Raw genomic sequence first — 22428 nt, 5'->3', positions numbered from 1 at the left:
TATTATTTTCAAAGCTCATCTCCAATAAATTCAAGTGCAAGCAATGCGTTTAATGACCATTGAGATGCTATATTAGTTGAAATAAAAGGAACTTCCACAACAGGCGCAGGTACAGTTGCCAATTGCAAATCGATACCTCCATCACAAATAAATTTTAGCCGTGGATTTTTGTCATAGTCTAAAAACATCTGCCAGATTTCTTTTTTCAATGCAGGAATATTCTTTTTCATTGCAGCAAAGGCAGCCATCCCAATATTGAGCATATTTAACTTAAATCCAAAGCTTGGAACGCCCCAGCTTTTTAAAATCTCATCTTTGTTTTCTTTAAATTCAGTATAAAAAAGGCCCTGCTGGACACACAAATCTTCAAATTCCTTATCTTCAAAATTCTTAGCTATTTCAAGCCAAACAAGTGTGTTCCCAAAACAAAATACAAAATTTGAACCACCAGTGTATTCAACAGGTTTTAGCTGGGTCTTTTCAGGATCATAGTCAAATACACCACCCGAAATAAATGCTGCTGGATTTTTCTTCAAAAAGTCCAGTATCTTTATTATCTTTTGTTTGTAAATCTCTTCCTGGTACCTTTCCCATCTGACAAACCAATTTGCACAAAAGGTCATAACATCCGGCCCAACCCTTATGTGTACTCTATTTTCAGGATCATTCGTAAAATACGCACGCATAGGGTCCATATGCATAATTTGCCTGTCAATATCTTTTACATCATCCATAAGCTGGCCTATTCTTTCATCGGCAGTAAGATAATAGTAATACCTGTGAAGGTATGCCATGCTAATTCTCACTTCTTTGCAACCACATCCCCAATGAACAACATTGTGCCTTGAACCCAGTCCCTTGTATTCCCCGAGATGATACACATCTACTTCTGATGTATGTCTTGTCATTGCCTCAGCCATTTTAAATATATCAAAACGTCCTGTTCTCAAAAACATAAGCCAAAGCCAAATATTTGGCACAAGCTCTGTGTTCTGCCAAGCATATCCACCAATATCATATTTCCACATGTGTCTCACTATATCATAGCTATGCATAAAATCACCATAGTCCCAAAAACTGTACCACTTTCTTCTCTCAACTTCCTTTAGATAAAAATCAACAATAGCTGTCAGTATTCTTTCAATCTCTTCTTTCTTGGGGCTGCTATTATCCGGTAAATTTAATCCTCCAAATATCTCTGTCTCTTTATACCTTTCAGGGCTACATACAAGAAGAGGAGAAAATCCTTGCATTTTTGCGTATTCTAAAAGCTGCTCTGTTGTCGGAGGATAATCAAAACAGTACAGCCACAGCTCATTTGTATTAGCTATACCATAGGGAGTACTTCTATACTCATCAAACCCTTCATATGAAGAAGATGTGTATGTACCAAAATCATAGTGTCTCAAATCCATAACTTCCCCATAAGGGGGCCAAAGCCAAACTATTAAATTTGCCTCAGAAGAAGTTAAAGCTTTTACCTCAAATCCTGAAGGATATTTTTGCCAAAAATCCTTTAAAGCTACTCCAAGCCCACCATTCTCATCACCAACATACGCAAACCCCATAGATCCTCTGCCTTCTGTTGCTTTTACAAAACTGCACTGGCAAGATGTACGTTTTTTAATAACATAGTGCTCGGAAGAATCTTGAAAAAGAATAAATTCATCCCACTCTGGAGTATTGTTAATCTCCCTAATATAATGGTGGTCCTCGTCAATATCAAAATCTACCAGTTGTCCATTGAACTGATTTTGAAACATTGCTTTGTATTTCTCTCTCCTGTCCACATCTATCAAATTTTTTGGTGACTCACAAAAAAGTCCACTATCCCCTCCAAATCTTACAAATCTATTGTACAGAGGAGAGTGCAAAGGAAGATTAAATTTTAAGCCCAATCCTTTTATAAAATCTTGATGGGGATTTCCGTTGTAAATAAATGTGTGAACAAGCTTAATTTTATCTGAATTTGCATAGAAATATAATCTCATCTCAAAAGGTAGCCACCCTTGTTTGAGCAGAGAACCATCAAATGTCATCTTGGTATTCCGCAAATGTCTTCCCCACACTTTTATAACACATCTCAAAGGTCCGCGAGACTCTACTGTAGCACCCAATATTTGAGGAATGTATTCTTCTTCAACTTTAGTCCTATATCCTGTAAAATTAGAAGTTCTTTCTGTAGTAAGAATTTGCGTGAAATTAGAGCAAATAATCTTTTGTCCTACTTTTAAATATTCAATAATTTTATCTCCGGCCTTGCTAATTTTGCACTCAAGCTTGCCAGTTGTAACGCTAATATACTCTTTGTCTTCATAAACTTCAACCATTGTTTCAAATTTTGTTACAGTATCTTCTTCAATACATGCAAAGACCTCATCAGGTAAATTGGTACCAAAGAAAGCAGCATGACCACTTACTTTTACTGAGCCATCGCCCCAGTAGGAAAGTGGCCAGTTTTGAGTTGGAATAATACTTCCATCTTTGCTTCTTACAACAACATTTTTTGTATTCCTTAGCTCTCCTTTTTTCCACGGGATACAAAATGTTGTTCCAATATTGCTTACCTGGGGTTTTACAAGCCATTTTAGCTTTATTTCTTGCATCTTCCAAACCTCCAAATTCAATAAGTGTTTTAAAAAAAATCTCGTGCGAAATACTTTAATATTTCGCACGAGATTCTATTTTTTAATAAAATTGCTAAGCTACAGCTCCTAAGGATTGAGTATCTTATACAAGTCTTCTTTGTAAGGAATATTCTTTTTATATTTACGATACAATGCATTTACTTCTTTTATAATCTGGTCTCCACCCTGCTTTCTCCAGTTGTCAAGAACTTTCTTGAATCCCTGATCATTGAGCTGACCGGCGATATACTTAACACGTGCATCTTCAATCATATTATCAAGGGTAACACCTCTTTTAATGTATGTCTGTGACATAGCTTGCAATGGCAATGCCGGATTTGGAACAAGGATATTCATTTTTTCATTCAAAGTCTGCATATCTGTTTGCAATTGCAAAAGTGGAGTCATGTATCTTGGTGTACCACCGTTTGCAGGATAAAAATGCAATACCTGGTTAAGACCACTTATTTCTCTTGACAGCTCTGCTGGTAAATTTTGAATAGGGTCTATTTTGCCATCAACTAACTTATAATGTCTATTGGGCAATCCATAACCAAACAAATCCTGCATTGTTTTGTCACCAAACTTATCCAAGATTGACATTACTTTTTTGAATGTATTCATGTCTTTTACACTTGTTTTTGAAACCATAAGATATCCTGCATAACCAGATGTTGGCATATTCCTCAACCCATATTTCGTCTTTACAGCCAATTTAATGTCCATAATATCTGTATCCTTTGCATTTTTTGGAATCAAACCATTTTTAATAAGACCATTGTAAATTCTGTTTGCAGAATCTATAACATCAATCTTAACACCAGCTTTTCCTTGTGAATAATAGTCTTCCCACCTTGCACCAGGAACACTTGGGAAATCATGGTTGAATATCTTTTCTTGATATAATTTACGCCAGAATTTTAAAGCCTCCATATACGCATTGGTCAAGAAAGAAGGAACAAGCTGGCCGTTTTTGTTCAAACCCCAACCATTTGGTCCACCGAACCATACAACTGCTATATAGAAAGGTCCATTATAATTGCATTCATACATTCCGTAAGTATCATTTTTACCATCTTTGTCTGGATCATTGTAAGTAAACTTCTTCAACATATTGTACAAATCATCAATAGTTTCAAGTTTAGTGATGCCAACATTTTTAGCCCAGTCTTTTCTGTATACAATTCCATTTCTTCCTAAGGTTCTTGAACGTGGAATACCATAAATTTTACCATCAATGGAAGAGTTCCAAAGAACTATATCCGGAATTGTCTTTAAATTCTTATATTGCTTTATATACGGTCCAAGTTCCCAGAATGCTCCTGCCTTACAAGCAGAAACGAAAGAAGCCGAGTTATCAGGAACATATACAACCATTGGCAATTTTCCGCTTGCCAACATAATATTTAACTTATCCTTATAGCTATCTGCAGGTACCCATGTAAACTCAAGATTAGTTTTTAGATACTCTTCAGCCTTTAAAATAACTGGGCTATTTGCTGGTGGTGGCTCTGTACCGAAGTATTGTCCCATAATAGTGAGTGTAAATGAATATTTAGATTTTGATGCCCCCAATCCTACCATTGAACTAAATAGTAATCCCAGGATACAGACTCCAACTACAATTAACTTCAAAAGTTTCTTCATTTGCTTCATTAATTGACACCCTCCTGCTTTTTTTTATTTTTTTTTCGAAGCTTTAAATTTTTTAGTTACTTTACATCTCCTACATCTTTACATCACTCCTTCAATGAACCAACAAACATACCTTTTATGAAATATTTCTGTAACCATGGATACAAGAGCATTATTGGCAAAGTAGCTACAACAATTACAGCCATCTTAAGAGATTCCTGAGGTGGCTGAAAATTAGGATCAAATTTAGTCAAATCAGAGGCTATTGTAGTGGAAAGCATTACTATCTGCCTTAAAATTAGTTGAACTGGCCATTTTTCTTGGTCATTGATATACAGAAGGGCTCCAAACCATGAATTCCAATGTCCTACCCCATAAAATAAAGCGAACGTTGCAATAATCGGTTTTGAAAGGGGAAGCACAACCTTCCACAAAATCTGAGCTTCTGTACAACCGTCAATTCTTGCTGCATCTTCTAAATCTTGAGGCATTTCCTGGAAAAAGTTTTTCACAACAAAGAAGTTAAACGGACTTATCGCTCCTGGAAGCCACAATGCCCAATAAGAATCTAATAGCCCCAGACTTTTAACAAGCAAATATGTAGGAATCATACCTCCACCAAACAGCATAGAAAAGATTACTGCATTCAATATAATACTTCTTCCTATAAAATGTTTTTTTGAAAGAGCATATGCCATTGTAAAAGTAAAGAATAAATTTACTAATGTTCCGCCCACTGTAATAATAATACTGTTTACCATACTTTTTAAAAAGTAGTTTGATTCGAATATATACTTGTAAGCATCGGTGGTAAAGTTGTGTGGAATTAAAAAGAATGTTCGTGTTTTTATTTCCGAATCAGAAGCAAACGATGCAGCTAACACATATAAAAAAGGCATAATTGCTATAAGAGCATATATTCCTAAGAATACATGATTAAAAACGTCAAATATAACACTACCTACTGTTTTATTTTGCTTCATTATATTGTCACCTCTTTCATTTTCCACTTGGCATATTTAAAATAACGACGTCTCTGTAAATTTCTTAGCTAAATAGTTGGAAATTTGAATTAAAATTAAACCTACTACTGACTTAAAAAGTCCAACTGCTGTACTATAACTGTATGAACCCTGAGCAACACCTACTTGATAAACATATGTATCAAACACTTCGGCTACTGACCTGTTAAGAGGATTTTTCATTAAAAATATCTGTTCAAAGCCAGTATCAAGAAGATGACCCAACCGCAAAATGAAAAGTATGATTACCGTACTCATAATTGAAGGAATAGTGATATGCCAAGTCTGCTGCCACCTGGTTGCCCCATCCACAATAGCAGCCTCATATAAAGTCGGGTCAACATTTGATAGAGCCGCCAAGAAAATTATTGTTCCCCATCCTGCTTCTTTCCATATACTCTGAATTATTATGAGTGGTCTGAACCATTTTGGGTCTGTCAAAAACTCTATTTTTTGACCTGTTAAACTGTACAAGATATTATTTATTACTCCTGTTTCACTTGAAAGGAATACAAATGTAATACTTGCTATGACCACCATTGAAACAAAGTGAGGAACATAAACACATGTCTGGACAATTCTCTTATAAACCTGATTTCGCACTTCGTTGATCAGTAGCGCTAAAATAATTGGCACAGGGAAATAGAAAAGTATATTGTAAAATGAAATTAACAGTGTATTTCTAAACAGCATCGGAAAATCAGGGTCGGTGAAAAGTGTTTTAAAATGCTCAAAACCTACCCACGGACTTTTCCAGAACCCTAAAAACGGATTAAAATCTTGAAAGGCAACTACTATACCAAACATTGGAATGTACCTAAAAATGATGAAGTACAAAATACCCGGTAGAGCTAAGATATACAGCCATTTGTCTTTTTTCAGTCTTTTCCATATAGAAGTGGTAGCTGTCATTAAATCATTCTCTCCCTTCTTTTTTGATCCCTTGAGAATATTGTTTTTCATCAGATTTCCATTATTTTTGTCGGTATTAATATTGAGATTTGAATTTTGTTTTTGGTTTAATTTTATTTTAATACTTTGTTTTTGTTGTGTCAATACCTATTTTTTTATTTTCTTTTTGAATAACTAAAAAGAGTTTTTTATTTTTAAAATGAGCTAAATATTGCTAAAAAGAAATACTTACAAAACCAAAGGGCAGTCACCTCTCTTCCAAAAAAGAATGATTTGTCCAAAATGCTAAGCTTTAAAATATTCATTCGAAAGAAACAATAGCAACTGGAGGCAATAATCCTGATTGGACCATTTCTAGGTCAAATTTTAGAGAAATTGAAAGATAGAAGTTCTTCTCTGCCTCTTTTCTTAATTTTTCCAATTTTTCTTGTATTCCAAGGAGAGCTGCTGCAGGAGTATTTTGAACTTCTATCACAAGTTCATTCTCACCAATTTTTAATGCCTCTGTTATATCCCATATAAACGGTGAAAAAGCTCTTGCACCAAGATATTTTTGATTCAGCCAGACCTTTGCAGAGTACCTTATATTGGGACAGTAAAGGAAAAGACGCTTATTTTTAAAAGAACTATCATGAGAAAATATAAACGTCTTTCTATAAACCACATTACCAGAATAGTCACCATAGCCTAAGCTTTGCCAATCTTTTAAATCTGAGAGTAAAACAAAATCTTTATCAAAATGAATTTCCCAGTTATCGTTTAACTCCAAGATTGTTTTTGGCAAGCTTTTAAGCAGATCTGTTTTTTGAACACTATCTACATACTCATCACTTGCTATTAAAACTAAAGTCTGATATGGATGCATGTACAGATCTAATTGTATATCTTTCCCATTACTTCTGATACTTGATACCGTCAAAAATTTATTCTGCGTTTGATCCCATACATATACATTTCTCCTGTAAAATTTCAATATTATCTTACCCAAAAATGGAATTGATGAATCATTGAAAAGAAAAATCAGATGATTGCCTTCTATTCTTTTATGAAGAACTCTTACATCCCTGCTGTCTACAACAGTGATATCTTTTTCAACCATCTTTGATAGGTGCTTGATACTGTCAACAACCACACCCATCTCTCTATCTGCGAAGTGGAAAAACGATGTAAAGGTTTTATTATAAACAAACAAAGGAGAGTTTTCGAAGAAAATAATCTTCCCACCTTTACTTGAGAAAAGCTTTAAAAATCTGAACATCTCTTGCGGCAAATATTTTATAGGCGGAAGAATAATAATATTATATTCTTTTCTATTGTTGGCATATATTCTCTGGTTTTTAATTTCCAGATATTCTAAAAGAGAATGGTCAAAAAAATTAAAATCAATCTGGTTTTCTAAAAGTGCATTGCCAATTTCCATTGCTTTCAAAGCAGATATATTTTCACCTGCCCACAGATCTGATGTAGGAAAGTAAAGCAGAACCTTTGTACAAGGGGTGCTTACATAAAGAAGATATGAAATGGTGTTAATATATTTAATTACCTCTGGAAAGAGATAATTTTGCGGATGGTCATGAAGATATTTGAAGATTGAGGTCAAAAATAGATTTACGTCCATTGCAAACTGGTAATCAACTACCCATTTGATTTGCTCAACAGATATACCTTGTCCATATACTGCAAAACTCTCTGAAAAGGTCTGAGCAATGTTTTTAATATGAGAAACTGAAGAAGCATATTTAGGGAATACTGCCTTTTTGTTATACCAGATTTGTCTCCAAATTACATCGATTGCTGGAATATGAACATATTTCATATGTGAAAATAACTGTCCTTCAGATTTGATTAGCTGCTCTATCATATCTTCATGATTTAGATGTACTACAAATTTGAGGCCATTTGCTTCACACCAGTTATATATCTGCTTAAAGAAAGTATTTGTAAAAATATTGCTCCATACATCCCAGTAATCTGCTTTTACTCTTTTCATTTCTTCATCTAATTGCTCTCTAAAGAAATGTGGTATGTATTTTTTAACATCGTAGCCTTTTTCATTGTAAAATATATCAAACATATTGTCAGTATATGGTAGCCCAGAAATAGAATAATCAGGTTCATCAGCAAAAAATCCAATTATTGTCTTTCCAAATTCTTCTCCCATATAAGCTTTGTATTTTTCATATACCTCACTTATGAATAGGTTGACAGCTTCATAGTCAAGATAATCACAAAGCGAATATGTAGTATCTTTAGCACCTGTTGGATGATGAACGTATCTTGTTGGAGATGTCCTGTAAGTTGAAGATATTACTTTTATTTGCCAGGTCGAATGATAGGGCAAGTATAAAAATTCAGCACTAAATTCAAATCTTTCAAAAGCAAAATATTTATTTTGGTTTATGTCTTTAGCCAAAATCCCAATTGTACCAGAGTGAGGTTCAACTTTACATAAATTACCTTCAATAATAAACTCCTTCTCAACAACAATAGCTTTCATCCTCTTGTGAGGATACTTCTTATTAAAAGTTTCACCAGCAAAGCCACTTGGATATGACCCTTCATCGGCAATCCATACTTTAACTCCTCTTTTTTTAGCTTGGAGAACTGCAAACTTTACCATTTCAAACCAGCCATTTGTTAAATATTTGGGCGAAACATTATGACCTGCTGCAATTAATACTTGCTTAAAGCCAAGACTTGAAATATAATCAAGCTCAGCATTTATTCTGTTCTCGGTCATCTCATCAGAAAAAATCCACCAATGAATAATACTGGCAGTAGCTGGAGGGTTGTTGATTTCTTCAAAAATAGAACTTAATTTGATACTTTCATTCATTGTATGTTTCTCCTTTCACATTTTATTAGATTGATTTTTGCCTTATTTAATAAAAATTTTACACAAAAACATTCCAAAAATCAATAAATATTAAATAAAACCACAAAAAATAAAACCTCCTTCTATTTTGTTACCATAGAAGGAGGTTTATTGATATTCTTATTACAAAAGAGCCTTATTCAACTATAAACGGCAAAAGCGCCAAGATTCTTGCTCTCTTGATAGCTCGTGTAAGCTGTCTTTGATGTCTTGCACAGTTTCCTGTTGTTCTTCTTGGCATGATCTTGCCTCTTTCAGTAAGGAACTTTTTCAATCTATTTACATCCTTGTAGTCTATGTCGTATATTCTTTCAACACAAAAAGAACAAACTCTTTTCTTTTTCTTCTGTCTTGAGCTTACCTTTTCTACAGTCTGAGTAGTTTGGTTTTGGGTCTGATTTTGATTTGTCAATCATCTTCCCTCCTTTTTCAGTTTTTTACTTTTATTTAAAACGGCAAGTCATCTTCTGGATTTTCGTCAAGATCCAGTTTCGAAGAGGTATCTATATCCTCTTCAAAGAAGTTTTCAAGCTCACTGTCAAGTATCTCTTCATCTAAGTCTGGCAAAATTTCGTCGCCTTTTACATCTGCCTCAGCCTCTGCTGGAGCATCCTTTGGCTTTGGTTCTGCAAAGTATATCTCCTCTGCAATTACCTCTGTAATATAATGTCGACGATTTGATTCATCATCCCATGTTCTAAGCTGCAGTCTTCCTATTACAACTACCTGCCTACCTTTTTTCAAGTAATTCTTTGAAAACTCAGCAAGCCTGCTCCATGCAACAATAGGAATAAAATCTGCATCTTGGTCGTTTTCTCTTTTGAACCTTCTGCTGACTGCTAATGTAAAATTAGCAACGGGGGTATTGTTTGCGGTTAATCTAAACTCGGGGTCGCGTGTCAAGCGCCCCATTAAAATAACTTTATTCAAAAAAGCCGCCCCCTCTTACTTTTCGAGCTTTACAATCAAGAACCTGATGACCCCATCTGTGATTCTGTAAACCCTCTCAAGCTCGCGTGGGAAGTCAGGCTTGCTTATAAATTGCATCAGTACATAATACCCTTCTGCATGCTTGTTAATCTTGTATGCAAGCCTTCTTTTTCCCCACTCTTCTACTGTAAGAAGCTGCCCATTGCTTGAGATAAGGTTCTTGAACTTTTCGACAAGAGCTGCTCTTGCCTCATCGTCAAGTGTGGGGCTTATTATAAACACTGTTTCATACTTTCTCTCAACCACAGCTTTCACCTCCCTTTTAGACTTAAAGGCCCCCAAATCACTTTTTGGGAGCAAGGGAAGAGGAATTTTTTCTTCCCACAACATGCAGTATTTTATCACAAAATGCGCTTTAAAGTAAATAACCTATTTTTACTTTGAAAAATATGCGCGAACTTCTTTTAAAATTTCTCTTATTGGAAGGTTTTGTGGACATTTTGTCTCGCAAACGCCACACTCAACACAATTTTCTGCTCTCTCTTTTTCTTTCTTTGTATAATCATTTTTCATCTCCTGATACATGTTATACATGCTTGCCTGATTGTAAATGCTAAAATTCCAAGGAATATCAACACCCTGTGGACATGGCATACAGTATTTGCACTCTGTACAGTTGACTTTTCTTAGATCATTGTACCTTTGCGCAACCTTTTCCACAAGCTCAAGTTCTTCGGCTGTAAGACACCCTATATCATATTTGCTTGCATACTCGATATTTTGCTTTACCTGCTCCAATGTGCTCATACCACTTAAAACAACTGATACTTCCTTCTGATTCCAAAGCCATGCCAAAGCCCACTCAACAGGTGTTCTTTTAACAGCTGCCTTATCCCAAAGCTTTTTAATCTCTTCCGGCGGCTCTTTTGCAAGCCTTCCACCTAAAAGCGGCTCCATGATAACAACTGCTAAACCTTTTGACGCAGCATACTTTAAGCCCTCTTCTCCTGCTTGATAGTTCCTGTTCAGAATATTATACTGAATTTGGCAGAATGTCCAGTTGTAGCTATCTACTATTTCTTTGAATGTGTTCAAATCATCATGGAATGAAAATCCTATATACTTTATCTTCCCTTCAGAGATCACTTTTTCAACCCATTTAAATATGTTAATACCTTTTAACTTTTTCCAATGGTCCTTGTTAAGAGCATGTAAAAGGTAAAAGTCAATGTAAGTTGTATCAAGTCTTTTTAGCTGCTCATCTAAAATCCTATCAGCATCATCAAAATTATTTACCTGCCAAACAGGAAGCTTTGTTGCAATCTTGACCTTTTCTCTATATCCCCCTTTCAAAGCTTTACCAACCACAACTTCACTGTTTCCTCCATGATACACATATGCTGTGTCAATGTAATTGATTCCATGGTCAATTGCATATTGTAGCATCTCAATTGCCTTTTCCTCATCAATCTTTGAATAGTCACTGTCTAAAATAGGAAGTCGCATTGCGCCAAAACCAAGAGCTGATACCTTGAAATCGGTTTTCCCGAAGGGCCTGTAATTCATTTAAAAACCCCTCCCCAGTAACCGTTTATTTAGAGTGTGTGATGTTTATATTTTACCTTACCTTTTCGAAAATATAAATACAAAAAAGCTGCAGAAAATTTTCTGCAGCTTTTAGATATTTTCACAAATGATTTTTCCCATTTGCTTTGTTCCAACAAGTTTACAATTTTCCGTATAGATATCTCTTGTTCTATACCCTTCTTTGAGAGCAATCTTCACAGCATTTTCTATAGCCTTTGCAGCATCTTCCATGTCAAAGCTGTAGCGCAGCATCATTGCAGCAGACAATATCGTTGCAATAGGATTTGCTAAATCCTGCCCTGCAATGTCTGGCGCTGTCCCATGAATTGGCTCATAAAGGCCAATCTTGTTGTCGCCAAGTGAAGCTGAGGCAAGCATTCCAATTGAGCCTACAATCATTGATGCTTCATCTGACAAAATATCTCCAAACATATTAGATGTCAATATAACATCAAATTGTGATGGGTCTTTCACAAGCTGCATGGAAGCATTGTCAACGTACATGTGAGCAAGTTCCACATCCGGATAATTTTTTGCAACTCTATTTACAACCTCACGCCAAAGTCTTGAAGACTCTAATATGTTTGCCTTGTCAACGGATGTGACTTTTTTTCTTCTCTTTCTTGCTGCCTCAAATGCAACTCTTGCTATTCTTTCTATTTCACTTACTGAATAGATTTCAGTGTCATACGCAACCTCTTGTCCATTTCTTATTTCTCTTCCTTTTGGACCAAAATACATTCCTCCAATTAACTCTCTGACAACCAGAATGTCAATGCCCTTGTCTACAATCTCTTTTTTGAGTGGGGATGAGTCTTTTAGCTCATCATAAAGTACCGCTGGACGAAGGTTCGCATATACCTTTAGACCACCTCTTAATTTTAAAAGAGCCTGTTCAGGTCGCAAATTTCCTGGAAGGTTATCCCACTTTGGTCCTCCAACAGCACCTAATAGTGTTGCCTCACATTTTTTAACAAGTTCTAAATCTTCCTCTCTAATTGGAACACCATACTTGTCGATTGCACATCCGCCAGCGTCAAGGAAGATATACTCAAATTTAACCCCAAACTTTGAAGACACTTTGTCAAGAACAAGCAGTGCTTGTTCTATTACCTCAGGACCAATTCCATCACCAGGAATTACAGCTATCCTATGCATCTTTTTTCAACTCTCCTTTTACAAACTCTATAAGCCCGCCCGCTTTCATTATATTTTGCATGAACTCAGGAAACGGCTTTGCCTTGAACTCTTTGTTCTTCGTAAGATTTTTTATACTACCTGTTACAAGGTCAACCTCAACCTCATCACCAGCTTCTATTCCATCTACTGCCTCTTCGCACTCAACAATTGGAAGACCAATATTTATGGCATTCCTGTAAAATATCCTTGCAAAAGATTTAGCAATAACACATGAAACTCCACATGCTTTTATTGCAATTGGTGCATGTTCTCTTGACGAACCACAGCCAAAGTTTCTACCTGCAACCAAAATGTCACCTTTTTGAACTTTATTTACAAACTCTTTGTCCAAATCTTCTAAGCAGTGTTTGGCAAGCTCATTTGGATCAGATGTATTTAAATATCTTGCAGGAATAATGACATCTGTATCGATATTATCATAGTACTTGTGAGCTTTCCCTTTAAAAATCATCTATTCTTCATCTCCTTTCATTCCAAGCTCTTCAGGTGATCCGATATAGCCAAGTACTGCTGATGCTGCTGCAATTGCAGGTGATGACAGATATACTTCACTATTTGGGTGACCCATTCTGCCAACAAAGTTCCTGTTTGTTGTAGCCAAAGCTCTCTCGCCTTCTGCCAAAATTCCCATGTGCCCGCCAAGGCATGGGCCGCAAGTGGGTGTTGAAACAACACATCCTGCATCAATAAAGATTTCAATGAGCCCCTCTTTTAAAGCCTGCTTGTATATGTTCTGTGTTGCAGGGAATATGATACAGCGAAGGCCTTTTTTAACCTTTCTTCCTTTCAAAATCTTTGCTGCAATTCTCAAATCTTCAATTCTTCCATTTGTGCAAGAACCAATTACAACCTGGTCTATATAAATCTTTTCTGTTATCTCATCTATTGTTTTTGTGTTCTCTGGAAGGTGTGGGAAAGCAACTGTGGGTCTAATTTTTGAAATATCAATCTCAAAGACCTGTGAATACTCTGCATCCTCGTCTGCCTTGAAGATTTTGTAAGGCTTTATGGAGTGCTGTTTTACATACTCAATTGTCTTTTCATCAACCTCAAATATACCATTTTTTGCACCTGCTTCAATTGCCATGTTAGCAATGGTGAACCTGTCATCCATCGAAAGTGATTTTAAGCCCTCTCCCGTGTATTCCATTGACTTGTAAAGTGCTCCATCAACACCTATCATACCAATAATGTGAAGGATAATATCTTTGCCTGATGTCCAGCCAGTTTTTTTGCCGTAGAGCACAAATTTAATAGCCTCTGGAACTTTGAACCAGCACTTTCCTGTTGCCATTGCACATGCCATGTCAGTAGAACCAATTCCTGTTGAAAAAGCACCCAATGCCCCATATGTGCATGTATGAGAGTCTGCACCAATTACCAAATCGCCAGGTACAACCAGGCCTTTTTCGGGCAAGAGTGCATGTTCAATACCCATCTCGCCAACTTCAAAGTAGTTTGTAATCTCATACTTTTTAGCAAACTCGCGAACCATCTTACACTGCTGGGCAGATTTTATATCTTTATTGGGTGTGAAGTGGTCTGGAACTATTGCGATTTTGTCCTTGTCAAAAACCTTATCAACACCTATCTTTTCAAATTCTTTTATTGCAACAGGTGTTGTGACATCATTTCCTAAAACTAAGTCAACATTTGCAAATATCAAATCGCCTGGCTCAACATATTCTTTTCCTGCATGGTACGCCAAAATCTTTTGAGACATTGTCATTGGCCTTGGCATAGTAAGTAATCACCTCTAAATTTGTTTTTTTATAATTATAAACATCGCTAAAATCATTTTCATCATAAAAATTTGTTTTCTTTGCCTATTAATTAATGTTTTTTTCAACATAGTCAAATGTACATTCGACTTGTATATCAATATTTTTCCCCTTTTGCGTATCAATTTTTAGAGTTCCTTTTAACATAGATGCAAAAGGAGTGAGAGAAAGTAAATATAAAAGTAGCTTTTCTTCTATTTTTGTCGGAATCGAAATTATAGTAATTAATTTATTATCAACACAGTCAATACTCATAATAGCAAAGGCATCCATGTCAAATTGAATTATAATCATTATAATCTCAATTAATGTAAATAGTAATACACCGTAATATCCTTCAAAAGTGTATTCTTTTGCCCCATCCTTTACTTCTATTTTGATACTGCCACTTCCTTCAAATCTTTCTTCAATAGTTTTACTTAGATCTTTCACTAACCTTTCTACGTTAAACTTTATTGGATAGATTGGTAACATCGAAATGAAATTTGAAATAGTTCTCTTCATATTTTCAAGCAAAAAGATAACAATATCTTTTTTTCTGTCCGCTTTTAAAAGCTGAATAATATATGAATCCTGGTAGGAAATAATATCCCTTAAAACGTCAAAGTTTTGCTTTAGCTCTTTAAACTTTTTCTCAGTGGCTTTCAAAACATTGACATACATCTCATTTCCTTTTTCAAGAGCTTTTGTTAACTGTTCTTTTTCTTCTTGAATTATGTAGTATTCTAATGCTTGATTTATCACTACTTTGAGTTCTTCTTCTACATTCCATGGCTTTGTAATAAATCTAAATATTCCTGCTTGGTTGATAGCAGCCAAAACTTGAGGAAGCTGTGTAAATCCTGATAATACAACTCTAACTATTTTAGGATATTTTTGCTTTACAATTTTTAGTAGAGTAAGGCCATCCATTTCTGGCATTTTCATGTCAGCAACTATAACTTGAACATTTTCCTTTTCTAATATCTTCAATGCTTCTTCACCGCTTTTTGCAAAAAGGCACCTATATTCTTCATCAATCAATGCTCTTTTTAAAGCGCTTAAAATGTTATCCTCATCATCCACAAATAATACTGTGTATTTCTTCATTTTTCTCAAGCTCCTATCCTCAAATTATTCTTTTTTATAGTTATTATCTATTATTATCTAAAAACCATGCTTTAATTTCCTGACAAATATATTCATCAAGATTTAAATATTTGATAGAGTAAAGAGGATACTCTTGCAAACTATGAACTCCTAAAATATCCCATGCGCAATAACATGCAATATTCACAGCACAAACCAACTCTTTGTGAATAATCCTCTCATCATAGGGCTGGTGGTGAAAAAGAGCAGCTTCTACTACAGGATATGGTATATCCCACCAATTTAATAGCACTGCTCCTAACTCTGTATGCGTAATTCCAAACAATTCAAGCTCGATTTTTTCATAGTCAATTGGTCCTTTTTCTTCTTTTATGACAGAAAGATACTCTATGTATTTTTTAGGATATGTTTTAAGCAAAATCAATTGTCCTATTCCATGAAGTAAACCTGCAGAGGCGTAAGAGTCATGTACCTTTTTTTTCATAATATTATCATATAGGTAATAGAATATGTTATTTGCGATATTAGCATGTTGCCATAACAATGATTTGCTACTTCCATCTTGTAAACACTCGAAAATAGTTGTATTCAAAATTATATTCCTAACATTTACTAATCCCAAATAGACTACAGCTTGTTTTACAGAGGCAGTTTTTAAGTTGTAAAAAGCTGAATTGGCAACTTGTAATATTTTGGAGGAAATTGCAGGGTCTTCTTCAATAGCACTTATAATATTATCTATACCTAATTCCTCTTCTATTGTCTTTGTAATTTTGAGATATAAGTTCTTTAATGTAGGAATATAATCAATGTTGTTTACTATTTCTAAACACTTTTTAGCTTTCATTAAATCTTCTAACTCAAATATATTTTTAATTATTTGTTTAAGTTTTTCATTATCCCATGGTTTTAGAATATAAAGCTTTGCTATGTTTGTTTGAAGAGCCCTAAAAACGAGATTTTCGTCAGCATATCCACTTAAAATTATACGAATAGTACCAGGATATCTATGTTTAATCATTTTTAGTAGTTCAAATCCAGAAATGTTCGGCATCCTCATGTCGGTTATTATTAAATTTATGTAATTTTCTTCCATAATTTTTAATGCTTCTTCAGCACTTTGGGCAAAATATAGTTCATAGTCTTCATCTAAAAACGCTCTATTAAGAGCTTTTAAAATACTTACCTCATCATCAACAAATAGGATTGATTTTGACATTGTTCATCCCACCATTTTTTAAATTTGATTTTCTAACAATTTAGATCTCACAGGAAGTTTAAATATAAAAGTAGCACCTTGCCCCTCTTCACTTTCAGCCCAGATATCTCCACCATGTTTGTTAACAATAATGTCATATGAGATGCTAAGCCCAAGCCCTGTTCCTTTTCCAACATCTTTGGTAGTAAAGAAGGGTTCAAAAATCTTCTTCAAGTATATCCTTTTTATACCAGGTCCATCATCTTTTATAGAGCAATATACAAAGTCTGAATCCTCCCATGTTTTTATCCAGATATGGCCTTTTTGTGTTCTATTTGGCTGTGACTTTATAGCCTGAGCAGCATTGATTAAAATATTTAGTATCACCTGACCAATTTCACCGCGGTTACAGTAAATTTGTCTTATTTCCCCATATTCTTTTATAACCTCAATATCATATTTTAGTTCGTTTCTTGCAATTAAAAGAGTTTCCTCTATAATATCATTTAAATCTTCATAGCTTGCCTGACCATCCAAACCACTTCGTGCAAACTTCTTTAAAGTCTGAACAATGTGTGCAACTCTCCTCAGTCCGTCCATTGTCTCACTTAAAAGCTGGTCTATATCTTCCATGATAAAATCAAATTTAAGTTGCCTTTTAAATTCACCAATCTTCTTGCAATTCTCAATAATACCTTCCATATCTATTTGATTACCATTACAGATATTTTTACTAACTTTATCGTACTCCTCCATTAACTTTTTAAATTTTTCAATGTATTTTCCTAATGTTTCCATATTAGTTATTACAAATCCCAATGGATTGTTAATTTCATGTGCAATACCTGCTGCTAATTGACCAATTGCAGACATTTTTTCGTTTTGGATTAAAACATCTTGAGTTTCTTTTAACTTCTTTGTCAGTTCTATTAATTCCTTATTTTTCTCTTGTAAATCGTTTAAAGCTGATTTGTAGAGATACTGATAGTTTCTGAGCCTGACAGCAGCTCTTAGTCGATAGGTTAGCTCTACCTGATTAATTGGCTTTCTTATAAAATCATTTGCACCCAAGGAAAAGCTTTCTTTTATAACTTCATCATCGTCAAGCGATGTCATAACAATCACATAAATATCTCCATACTCTTTTGTCCTTCTTATAAATTTCAAAACTTCAAATCCACTTATACCTGGAAGAACAATATCTAAAAATACTTTCAACCGTCCAAATTTCCCAATTCATCTCCATTGAATTTATGATCTCGTTAATCTGTCTGCAAATAAGTGGGGAATCATCAACAATCAATATTCTCATGATTAATTCACCACCTATTAATCTATAAAAAAATTAGAGTAAGGATATTATTCCTTACTCTATATATACCCAATTTAATCAGCGATTTAATTGTTAATATATTTTCCAATCTCTTCTTCTTCATCCATTGTAAGTACATTCTTCAGGTCAAGTATGATAATCATGTCATCGCCAACTCTCGCAATTGAGTCAATAAACTTGCGTTTGATACCTTTTATGCTCTCGTTTGCTTTCTCAATCTTGTCATCTTCAATTTTGAGTATCTCAGAAACATCGTCCACCAAAAACCCAAGCTGGAATTTAGAGAGCTCAACAATAATAATCTTCTGCGTCTCAGCCTTTGACTCAATCTCAAGCCGCTTTGCAAGGTTGTAAACAGGAACAGATGTGCCTCTTACATCAATAATACCTTCTACATATTGTGGTGCACTTGGAAGTTTTACAATCTTTGTAGGCTTTATAATTTCAACAATCTCAAGTATGTCAACCCCAAAGCTGTAATCTCCAACATTGAAAATAACATATTGCTTCACGCTACTTCCTCCTCATTCCTGAATTTTTTGAGGTAAGCGTTTATAAAAACATCTATTTCACCGTCCATCACTGCCTCAACATTGCCAACCTCTGCATCTGTCCTATGGTCTTTTACCAAGGTGTATGGGCAAAATACATATGACCGAATTTGGTTACCCCAACCAATCTCTGTCTGCTCACCCTTGAGTTTTTGGATCTTCTCCCTTCGCTCTTTTTCTTTGAGCTCTAAAAGCTTTGCTTTTAAAATTTTGAGGGCGATCTCTCTATTTTTGTGCTGGGAGCGCTCGTTCTGGCAAGTGACAACAATTCCTGTTGGAATATGTTTTATTCTCACAGCTGATTCTGTTTTATTTACATGCTGACCACCTGCTCCAGACGCCCTAAATGTGTCAATCTCCAAATCCTCTTCTTTTATCTCAACGTCTGCATCATCTTCTACCTCAGGCAAAACCTCAACCGCTGCAAAGGATGTATGACGCCTACCTGCTGCATCAAATGGTGAGATTCTTACAAGCCTGTGAACTCCTTTTTCTGCTTTCAAATACCCATAAGCATTCTCACCAACTATGCGAACTGTGACATTTTTAATACCTGCCTCTTCACCAGGCAGAATATCTAAGGTTTCAACCTTGTAACCTTTTTTTGCTGCCCAGCGGGTGTACATCCTAAGTAGCATCTCTGCCCAGTCCTGAGCTTCTGTACCACCTGCACCAGCGTGGATTGACAAGATCGCATTGTTCTTGTCATATGGACCGTTTAGAAGTATCTCAAGCTTGAACTCCTCTATCTTTCTTTCTAAATCTATTAGTTCTTTTTCAAGTTCATCAGACATTTCAATATCGCCTTCTTCAATACTCAGCTGTGTCAAAACTTTCAAATCTTCCCATTGAGAATAAAGTTTCTGATACCTTTCAATCTTGTCTTTTAACCTCTTAATTTGCTGCAAAACTTTTTGTGAATTTTCCAAATCTGCCCAAAAATTTGGGTCTGATGTCTTGTTTTCAAGTTCTTTTAGCTCTGCTTCTAACCTATCTATGTCAAAGAGAAACCCTCATTTCTTTTAAATCTTCTTCAACCTTTTCCAACCTTTGCAAAATCTCTTCAAGCAAAAGCATGGTCAAAAATCACTCCTTTACCGAGATTTTTGCTGTGTTACCTTTTTACACCGCACCACAACATTTTTTGTACTTTTTGCCACTGCCACAAGGGCATGGGTCATTTCTTCCAACTTTTTGAGTTTTGACAACAGGTTTTCTTACAGGGCTATCGGAAGGAGAGTTTTCATACATCTCTTTTACAACTCTTTCTCTTTGTGGCATATTTTCAACATTTGCATGGAGAATAATTTTTATCGTATCCTCTTGGATTCTCTTTATCATCTGGTCAAACATCTCAAAAGCTTCAAATCTGAACTCAATTATAGGGTCTTTTTGACCAATTGCTCGAAGTGAGATACCTTCTCTCAGCTGGTCAACAGCATCAATATGATCCATCCAATGCATATCAACAACTCTCAAGAGCACAACCCTTTCAAGCTCGCGCATAAGCTCGCCGACTTCTTGTTCTTTCTTCAAATATTTCTCTTTTGCAATTGAGATTAACTTTTCTTTCAGCTCATCCTTTGTCATGTTCTTAGCATCTTGCTCAGAAAGCTCATTGTCCAAGAATATGAACTTGAGGTCCTGTATTAGTCCTTTTATATCCCAATCATCAGGATATGGACTTTCGCCTGTGTACACTTTTATCTTGTAATCAACAAGCTCATCTATCATATTCAAAATAGAGTCCCTTAAATTCTCGCCCTCTAAGACTTTTCTTCTCTGTGAATATATTATCTCCCTTTGTTTGTTTAAAACATCGTCAAACTGTAAAAGGTGTTTTCGTATTTCAAAGTTTCGGGCCTCTACCCTCTTTTGTGCCTTTTCAATGGCATCAGATAATAGCTTGTGTTCAATTGGCTGGTCATCAGGAAGTCCTAATGACTCAACAAGTCTTTTGATTCTCTCAGAACCAAAAAGTCTCATCAAATCATCTTCTAACGAGACGTAAAACCTTGACTCACCTGGATCACCCTGACGGCCGGCTCTTCCTCGAAGCTGATTGTCTATTCGCCTGCTCTCATGCCTTTCTGTGCCAATCACTTTCAACCCGCCAAGTTCTGCAACACCTTCACCCAAAACAATGTCAGTACCACGGCCTGCCATATTTGTTGCAATTGTCACAGCACCTTTTTGACCAGCTTTGGCAATTATCATCGCCTCTTTTTCATGGTGCTTTGCATTTAACACCTCATGCTTAATTCCACGCTTTTTTAGCATTTCGCTTAACATCTCAGATTTTTCTATTGACACTGTACCTACTAAAACAGGTTGACCTTTCTTGTGAGTCTCAACAATCTCCTCAACAATTGCCTCGAATTTTGCCTTTTCTGTCTTGTAAACCTTGTCCGGATGGTCAATTCTTATCATTGGCTTGTGAGTTGGTATCTCAATTACATCAAGCTTGTAGATTTCTCTAAACTCTTGTTCTTCTGTCTTTGCAGTACCAGTCATGCCAGCAAGTTTTTTGTATAGTCTAAAATAATTCTGGAATGTAATGGTTGCCAAGGTCCTGCTTTCTCTTTCTATCCTCACACCTTCTTTTGCCTCAATTGCCTGGTGCAATCCTTCAGAGAATCTTCTGCCGTACATCAGTCTTCCTGTAAATTCATCGACAATTATAACCTGGCCATCTTTGACAACATAGTCTCTATCTCGTTTCATAAGCCCATGAGCTTTTAAGGCTTGAATTATATGATGGTGCAGTGTTGCATTTTCTGGGTCAGCTAAGTTGGTAACACCAAAATATTTTTCTGCCTTCTTGATTCCTTCTTCTGTCAGAGCAACTGTGTGTCTTTTTTCATTTACTATATAGTCATAGCCAGTTGTATCTGGCATTTGTTTATCATCATCACTGTTGTAGTAAAGAGGTTTTAATCTTCTGACAAAGTTGTCTGCTCTTTTGTAAAGGTCTGTTGACTTTTCGGCCGGCCCTGATATGATAAGAGGCGTTCTTGCCTCATCAATCAAGATTGAGTCAACCTCATCTATAATTGCATAGTTCAACTCTCTTTGAACAAGCTCTTCTTTGTAAATTGCCATATTATCACGCAGATAGTCAAAACCAAACTCATTGTTTGTCCCATAGGTAACATCACAATTGTATGCCTTTCTTCTCTCTTCACTTGTCAAACCATGTACTATCACACCAACTGAAAGACCAAGGAAATTGTAAATAGGGCCCATCCACTCGGCATCTCTTTTTGCCAAGTAGTCATTTACAGTTACTATATGAACACCCTTCCCCTCCAAAGCATTGAGGTATGCTGGAAGGGTTGCAACCAAAGTCTTTCCTTCACCTGTCTTCATCTCGGCAATTCTTCCTTGATGCAAAACTATGCCACCTATCAATTGGACTTTAAAGTGGCGCATCTTCAGGGTTCGCCATGCAGCCTCTCTAACAGCTGCAAATGCCTCTGGCAATATATCATCCAATGTCTCGCCATCTTTTAGTCTTTGTTTGAATATATCTGTTTTTTGCCTCAGCTCTGCATCTGTTAACCTTTCATATTCCGGTGCAAGTGACTCAATTTTGTCTACAATTGGAAGTATCTTTTTTATCTCTCTTTCGCTGTAGCTACCAATTAGCTTTTCGATAATTTTTAGCATCCTTTTTCTCCCTCGATTT

Annotated in this window: 18 protein-coding genes; all 18 read right to left on the bottom strand. The window is 35.6% G+C overall.

Annotated features, from left to right (window positions below):
* Window positions 1-8 precede the first annotated feature (8 nt).
* Window positions 9-2606: an exo-rhamnogalacturonan lyase family protein gene (locus ELD05_RS03725; protein WP_127351410.1), complete on the bottom strand. Its 2598-nt coding sequence runs from the start codon at window positions 2604-2606 to the stop codon at window positions 9-11.
* 108 nt (window positions 2607-2714) lie between these two features.
* Window positions 2715-4283, bottom strand: coding sequence for an extracellular solute-binding protein (locus ELD05_RS03720; protein ID WP_127351409.1), 1569 nt, complete (start codon window positions 4281-4283; stop codon window positions 2715-2717).
* Window positions 4284-4366: 83 nt separating this feature from the next.
* Complete coding sequence (locus tag ELD05_RS03715) at window positions 4367-5245, bottom strand: carbohydrate ABC transporter permease (RefSeq protein ID WP_127351408.1); 879 nt, start codon at window positions 5243-5245, stop codon at window positions 4367-4369.
* 36 nt (window positions 5246-5281) lie between these two features.
* Window positions 5282-6247, bottom strand: coding sequence for an ABC transporter permease (locus ELD05_RS03710; protein WP_127351407.1), 966 nt, complete (start codon window positions 6245-6247; stop codon window positions 5282-5284).
* A gap of 250 nt (window positions 6248-6497) precedes the next feature.
* A complete protein-coding gene (locus ELD05_RS03705; protein ID WP_127351406.1) occupies window positions 6498-9032 on the bottom strand; it encodes a glycosyl hydrolase in 2535 nt (844 codons plus the stop codon).
* Window positions 9033-9207: 175 nt separating this feature from the next.
* Window positions 9208-9483 (bottom strand): 30S ribosomal protein S18, encoded by a 276-nt coding sequence (rpsR, locus tag ELD05_RS03700; RefSeq protein ID WP_127351405.1) that lies wholly within the window; start codon window positions 9481-9483, stop codon window positions 9208-9210.
* Between the two features lie 35 nt (window positions 9484-9518).
* Window positions 9519-10001 (bottom strand): single-stranded DNA-binding protein, encoded by a 483-nt coding sequence (locus ELD05_RS03695; RefSeq protein ID WP_127351404.1) that lies wholly within the window; start codon window positions 9999-10001, stop codon window positions 9519-9521.
* A 15-nt stretch (window positions 10002-10016) separates the two neighbouring features.
* Window positions 10017-10307, bottom strand: coding sequence for a 30S ribosomal protein S6 (rpsF, locus tag ELD05_RS03690; protein ID WP_039765206.1), 291 nt, complete (start codon window positions 10305-10307; stop codon window positions 10017-10019).
* A gap of 129 nt (window positions 10308-10436) precedes the next feature.
* Window positions 10437-11567, bottom strand: coding sequence for an aldo/keto reductase (locus ELD05_RS03685; protein ID WP_127351403.1), 1131 nt, complete (start codon window positions 11565-11567; stop codon window positions 10437-10439).
* Between the two features lie 111 nt (window positions 11568-11678).
* Window positions 11679-12746 (bottom strand): 3-isopropylmalate dehydrogenase, encoded by a 1068-nt coding sequence (leuB, locus tag ELD05_RS03680; RefSeq protein ID WP_127351402.1) that lies wholly within the window; start codon window positions 12744-12746, stop codon window positions 11679-11681.
* Window positions 12739-13239 carry a 3-isopropylmalate dehydratase small subunit gene (gene leuD, locus ELD05_RS03675; RefSeq protein ID WP_127351401.1) on the bottom strand — a complete coding sequence of 167 codons (501 nt, stop codon included), beginning with the start codon at window positions 13237-13239 and terminating at the stop codon, window positions 12739-12741. Before leuD ends, leuB begins: the two co-directional genes overlap by 8 nt.
* A complete protein-coding gene (leuC, locus tag ELD05_RS03670; protein ID WP_127351400.1) occupies window positions 13240-14529 on the bottom strand; it encodes a 3-isopropylmalate dehydratase large subunit in 1290 nt (429 codons plus the stop codon). It lies immediately after the preceding gene.
* An 88-nt stretch (window positions 14530-14617) separates the two neighbouring features.
* Window positions 14618-15658: a response regulator gene (locus tag ELD05_RS03665; RefSeq protein WP_127351399.1), complete on the bottom strand. Its 1041-nt coding sequence runs from the start codon at window positions 15656-15658 to the stop codon at window positions 14618-14620.
* 43 nt (window positions 15659-15701) lie between these two features.
* Entirely contained in the window at window positions 15702-16877 is a 1176-nt protein-coding gene (locus ELD05_RS03660) for an HDOD domain-containing protein (protein ID WP_127351398.1), read from the bottom strand.
* 18 nt (window positions 16878-16895) lie between these two features.
* Complete coding sequence (locus tag ELD05_RS03655; RefSeq protein WP_241243602.1) at window positions 16896-18074, bottom strand: sensor histidine kinase; 1179 nt, start codon at window positions 18072-18074, stop codon at window positions 16896-16898.
* A gap of 180 nt (window positions 18075-18254) precedes the next feature.
* Window positions 18255-18701, bottom strand: coding sequence for a chemotaxis protein CheW (locus ELD05_RS03650; protein WP_127351397.1), 447 nt, complete (start codon window positions 18699-18701; stop codon window positions 18255-18257).
* Window positions 18698-19817 (bottom strand): peptide chain release factor 2 gene (gene prfB, locus ELD05_RS03645; protein ID WP_127351396.1). Its coding sequence is split into 2 segments (ribosomal slippage): window positions 18698-19741 and window positions 19743-19817, totalling 1119 coding nucleotides; the frame shifts between segments, so codons are not numbered across the junction. Before prfB ends, ELD05_RS03650 begins: the two co-directional genes overlap by 4 nt.
* Window positions 19818-19862: 45 nt before the next feature.
* Window positions 19863-22409, bottom strand: a complete 2547-nt coding sequence (gene secA, locus ELD05_RS03640) for a preprotein translocase subunit SecA (protein WP_127351395.1) — start codon at window positions 22407-22409, stop codon at window positions 19863-19865.
* Window positions 22410-22428 lie beyond the last annotated feature (19 nt).

This window comes from Caldicellulosiruptor changbaiensis (assembly GCF_003999255.1).
GTDB lineage: Bacteria > Bacillota > Thermoanaerobacteria > Caldicellulosiruptorales > Caldicellulosiruptoraceae > Caldicellulosiruptor > Caldicellulosiruptor changbaiensis.
This window is presented reverse-complemented; position numbering and strand designations above follow the sequence as displayed.

Excerpts from the sequence above, each read along its gene's own strand:
- ELD05_RS03725 (WP_127351410.1), bottom strand. The coding sequence starts at position 2,606 with ATGCAAGAAATAAAGCTAAAATGGCTTGTAAAACCCCAGGTAAGCAAT.
- ELD05_RS03720 (WP_127351409.1), bottom strand. The coding sequence starts at position 4,283 with ATGAAGCAAATGAAGAAACTTTTGAAGTTAATTGTAGTTGGAGTCTGT.
- ELD05_RS03715 (WP_127351408.1), bottom strand. The coding sequence starts at position 5,245 with ATGAAGCAAAATAAAACAGTAGGTAGTGTTATATTTGACGTTTTTAAT.
- ELD05_RS03710 (WP_127351407.1), bottom strand. The coding sequence starts at position 6,247 with ATGAAAAACAATATTCTCAAGGGATCAAAAAAGAAGGGAGAGAATGAT.
- ELD05_RS03705 (WP_127351406.1), bottom strand. The coding sequence starts at position 9,032 with ATGAATGAAAGTATCAAATTAAGTTCTATTTTTGAAGAAATCAACAAC.
- ELD05_RS03685 (WP_127351403.1), bottom strand. The coding sequence starts at position 11,567 with ATGAATTACAGGCCCTTCGGGAAAACCGATTTCAAGGTATCAGCTCTT.
- leuB (WP_127351402.1), bottom strand. The coding sequence starts at position 12,746 with ATGCATAGGATAGCTGTAATTCCTGGTGATGGAATTGGTCCTGAGGTA.
- leuD (WP_127351401.1), bottom strand. The coding sequence starts at position 13,239 with ATGATTTTTAAAGGGAAAGCTCACAAGTACTATGATAATATCGATACA.
- leuC (WP_127351400.1), bottom strand. The coding sequence starts at position 14,529 with ATGCCAAGGCCAATGACAATGTCTCAAAAGATTTTGGCGTACCATGCA.
- ELD05_RS03665 (WP_127351399.1), bottom strand. The coding sequence starts at position 15,658 with ATGAAGAAATACACAGTATTATTTGTGGATGATGAGGATAACATTTTA.
- ELD05_RS03660 (WP_127351398.1), bottom strand. The coding sequence starts at position 16,877 with ATGTCAAAATCAATCCTATTTGTTGATGATGAGGTAAGTATTTTAAAA.
- secA (WP_127351395.1), bottom strand. The coding sequence starts at position 22,409 with ATGCTAAAAATTATCGAAAAGCTAATTGGTAGCTACAGCGAAAGAGAG.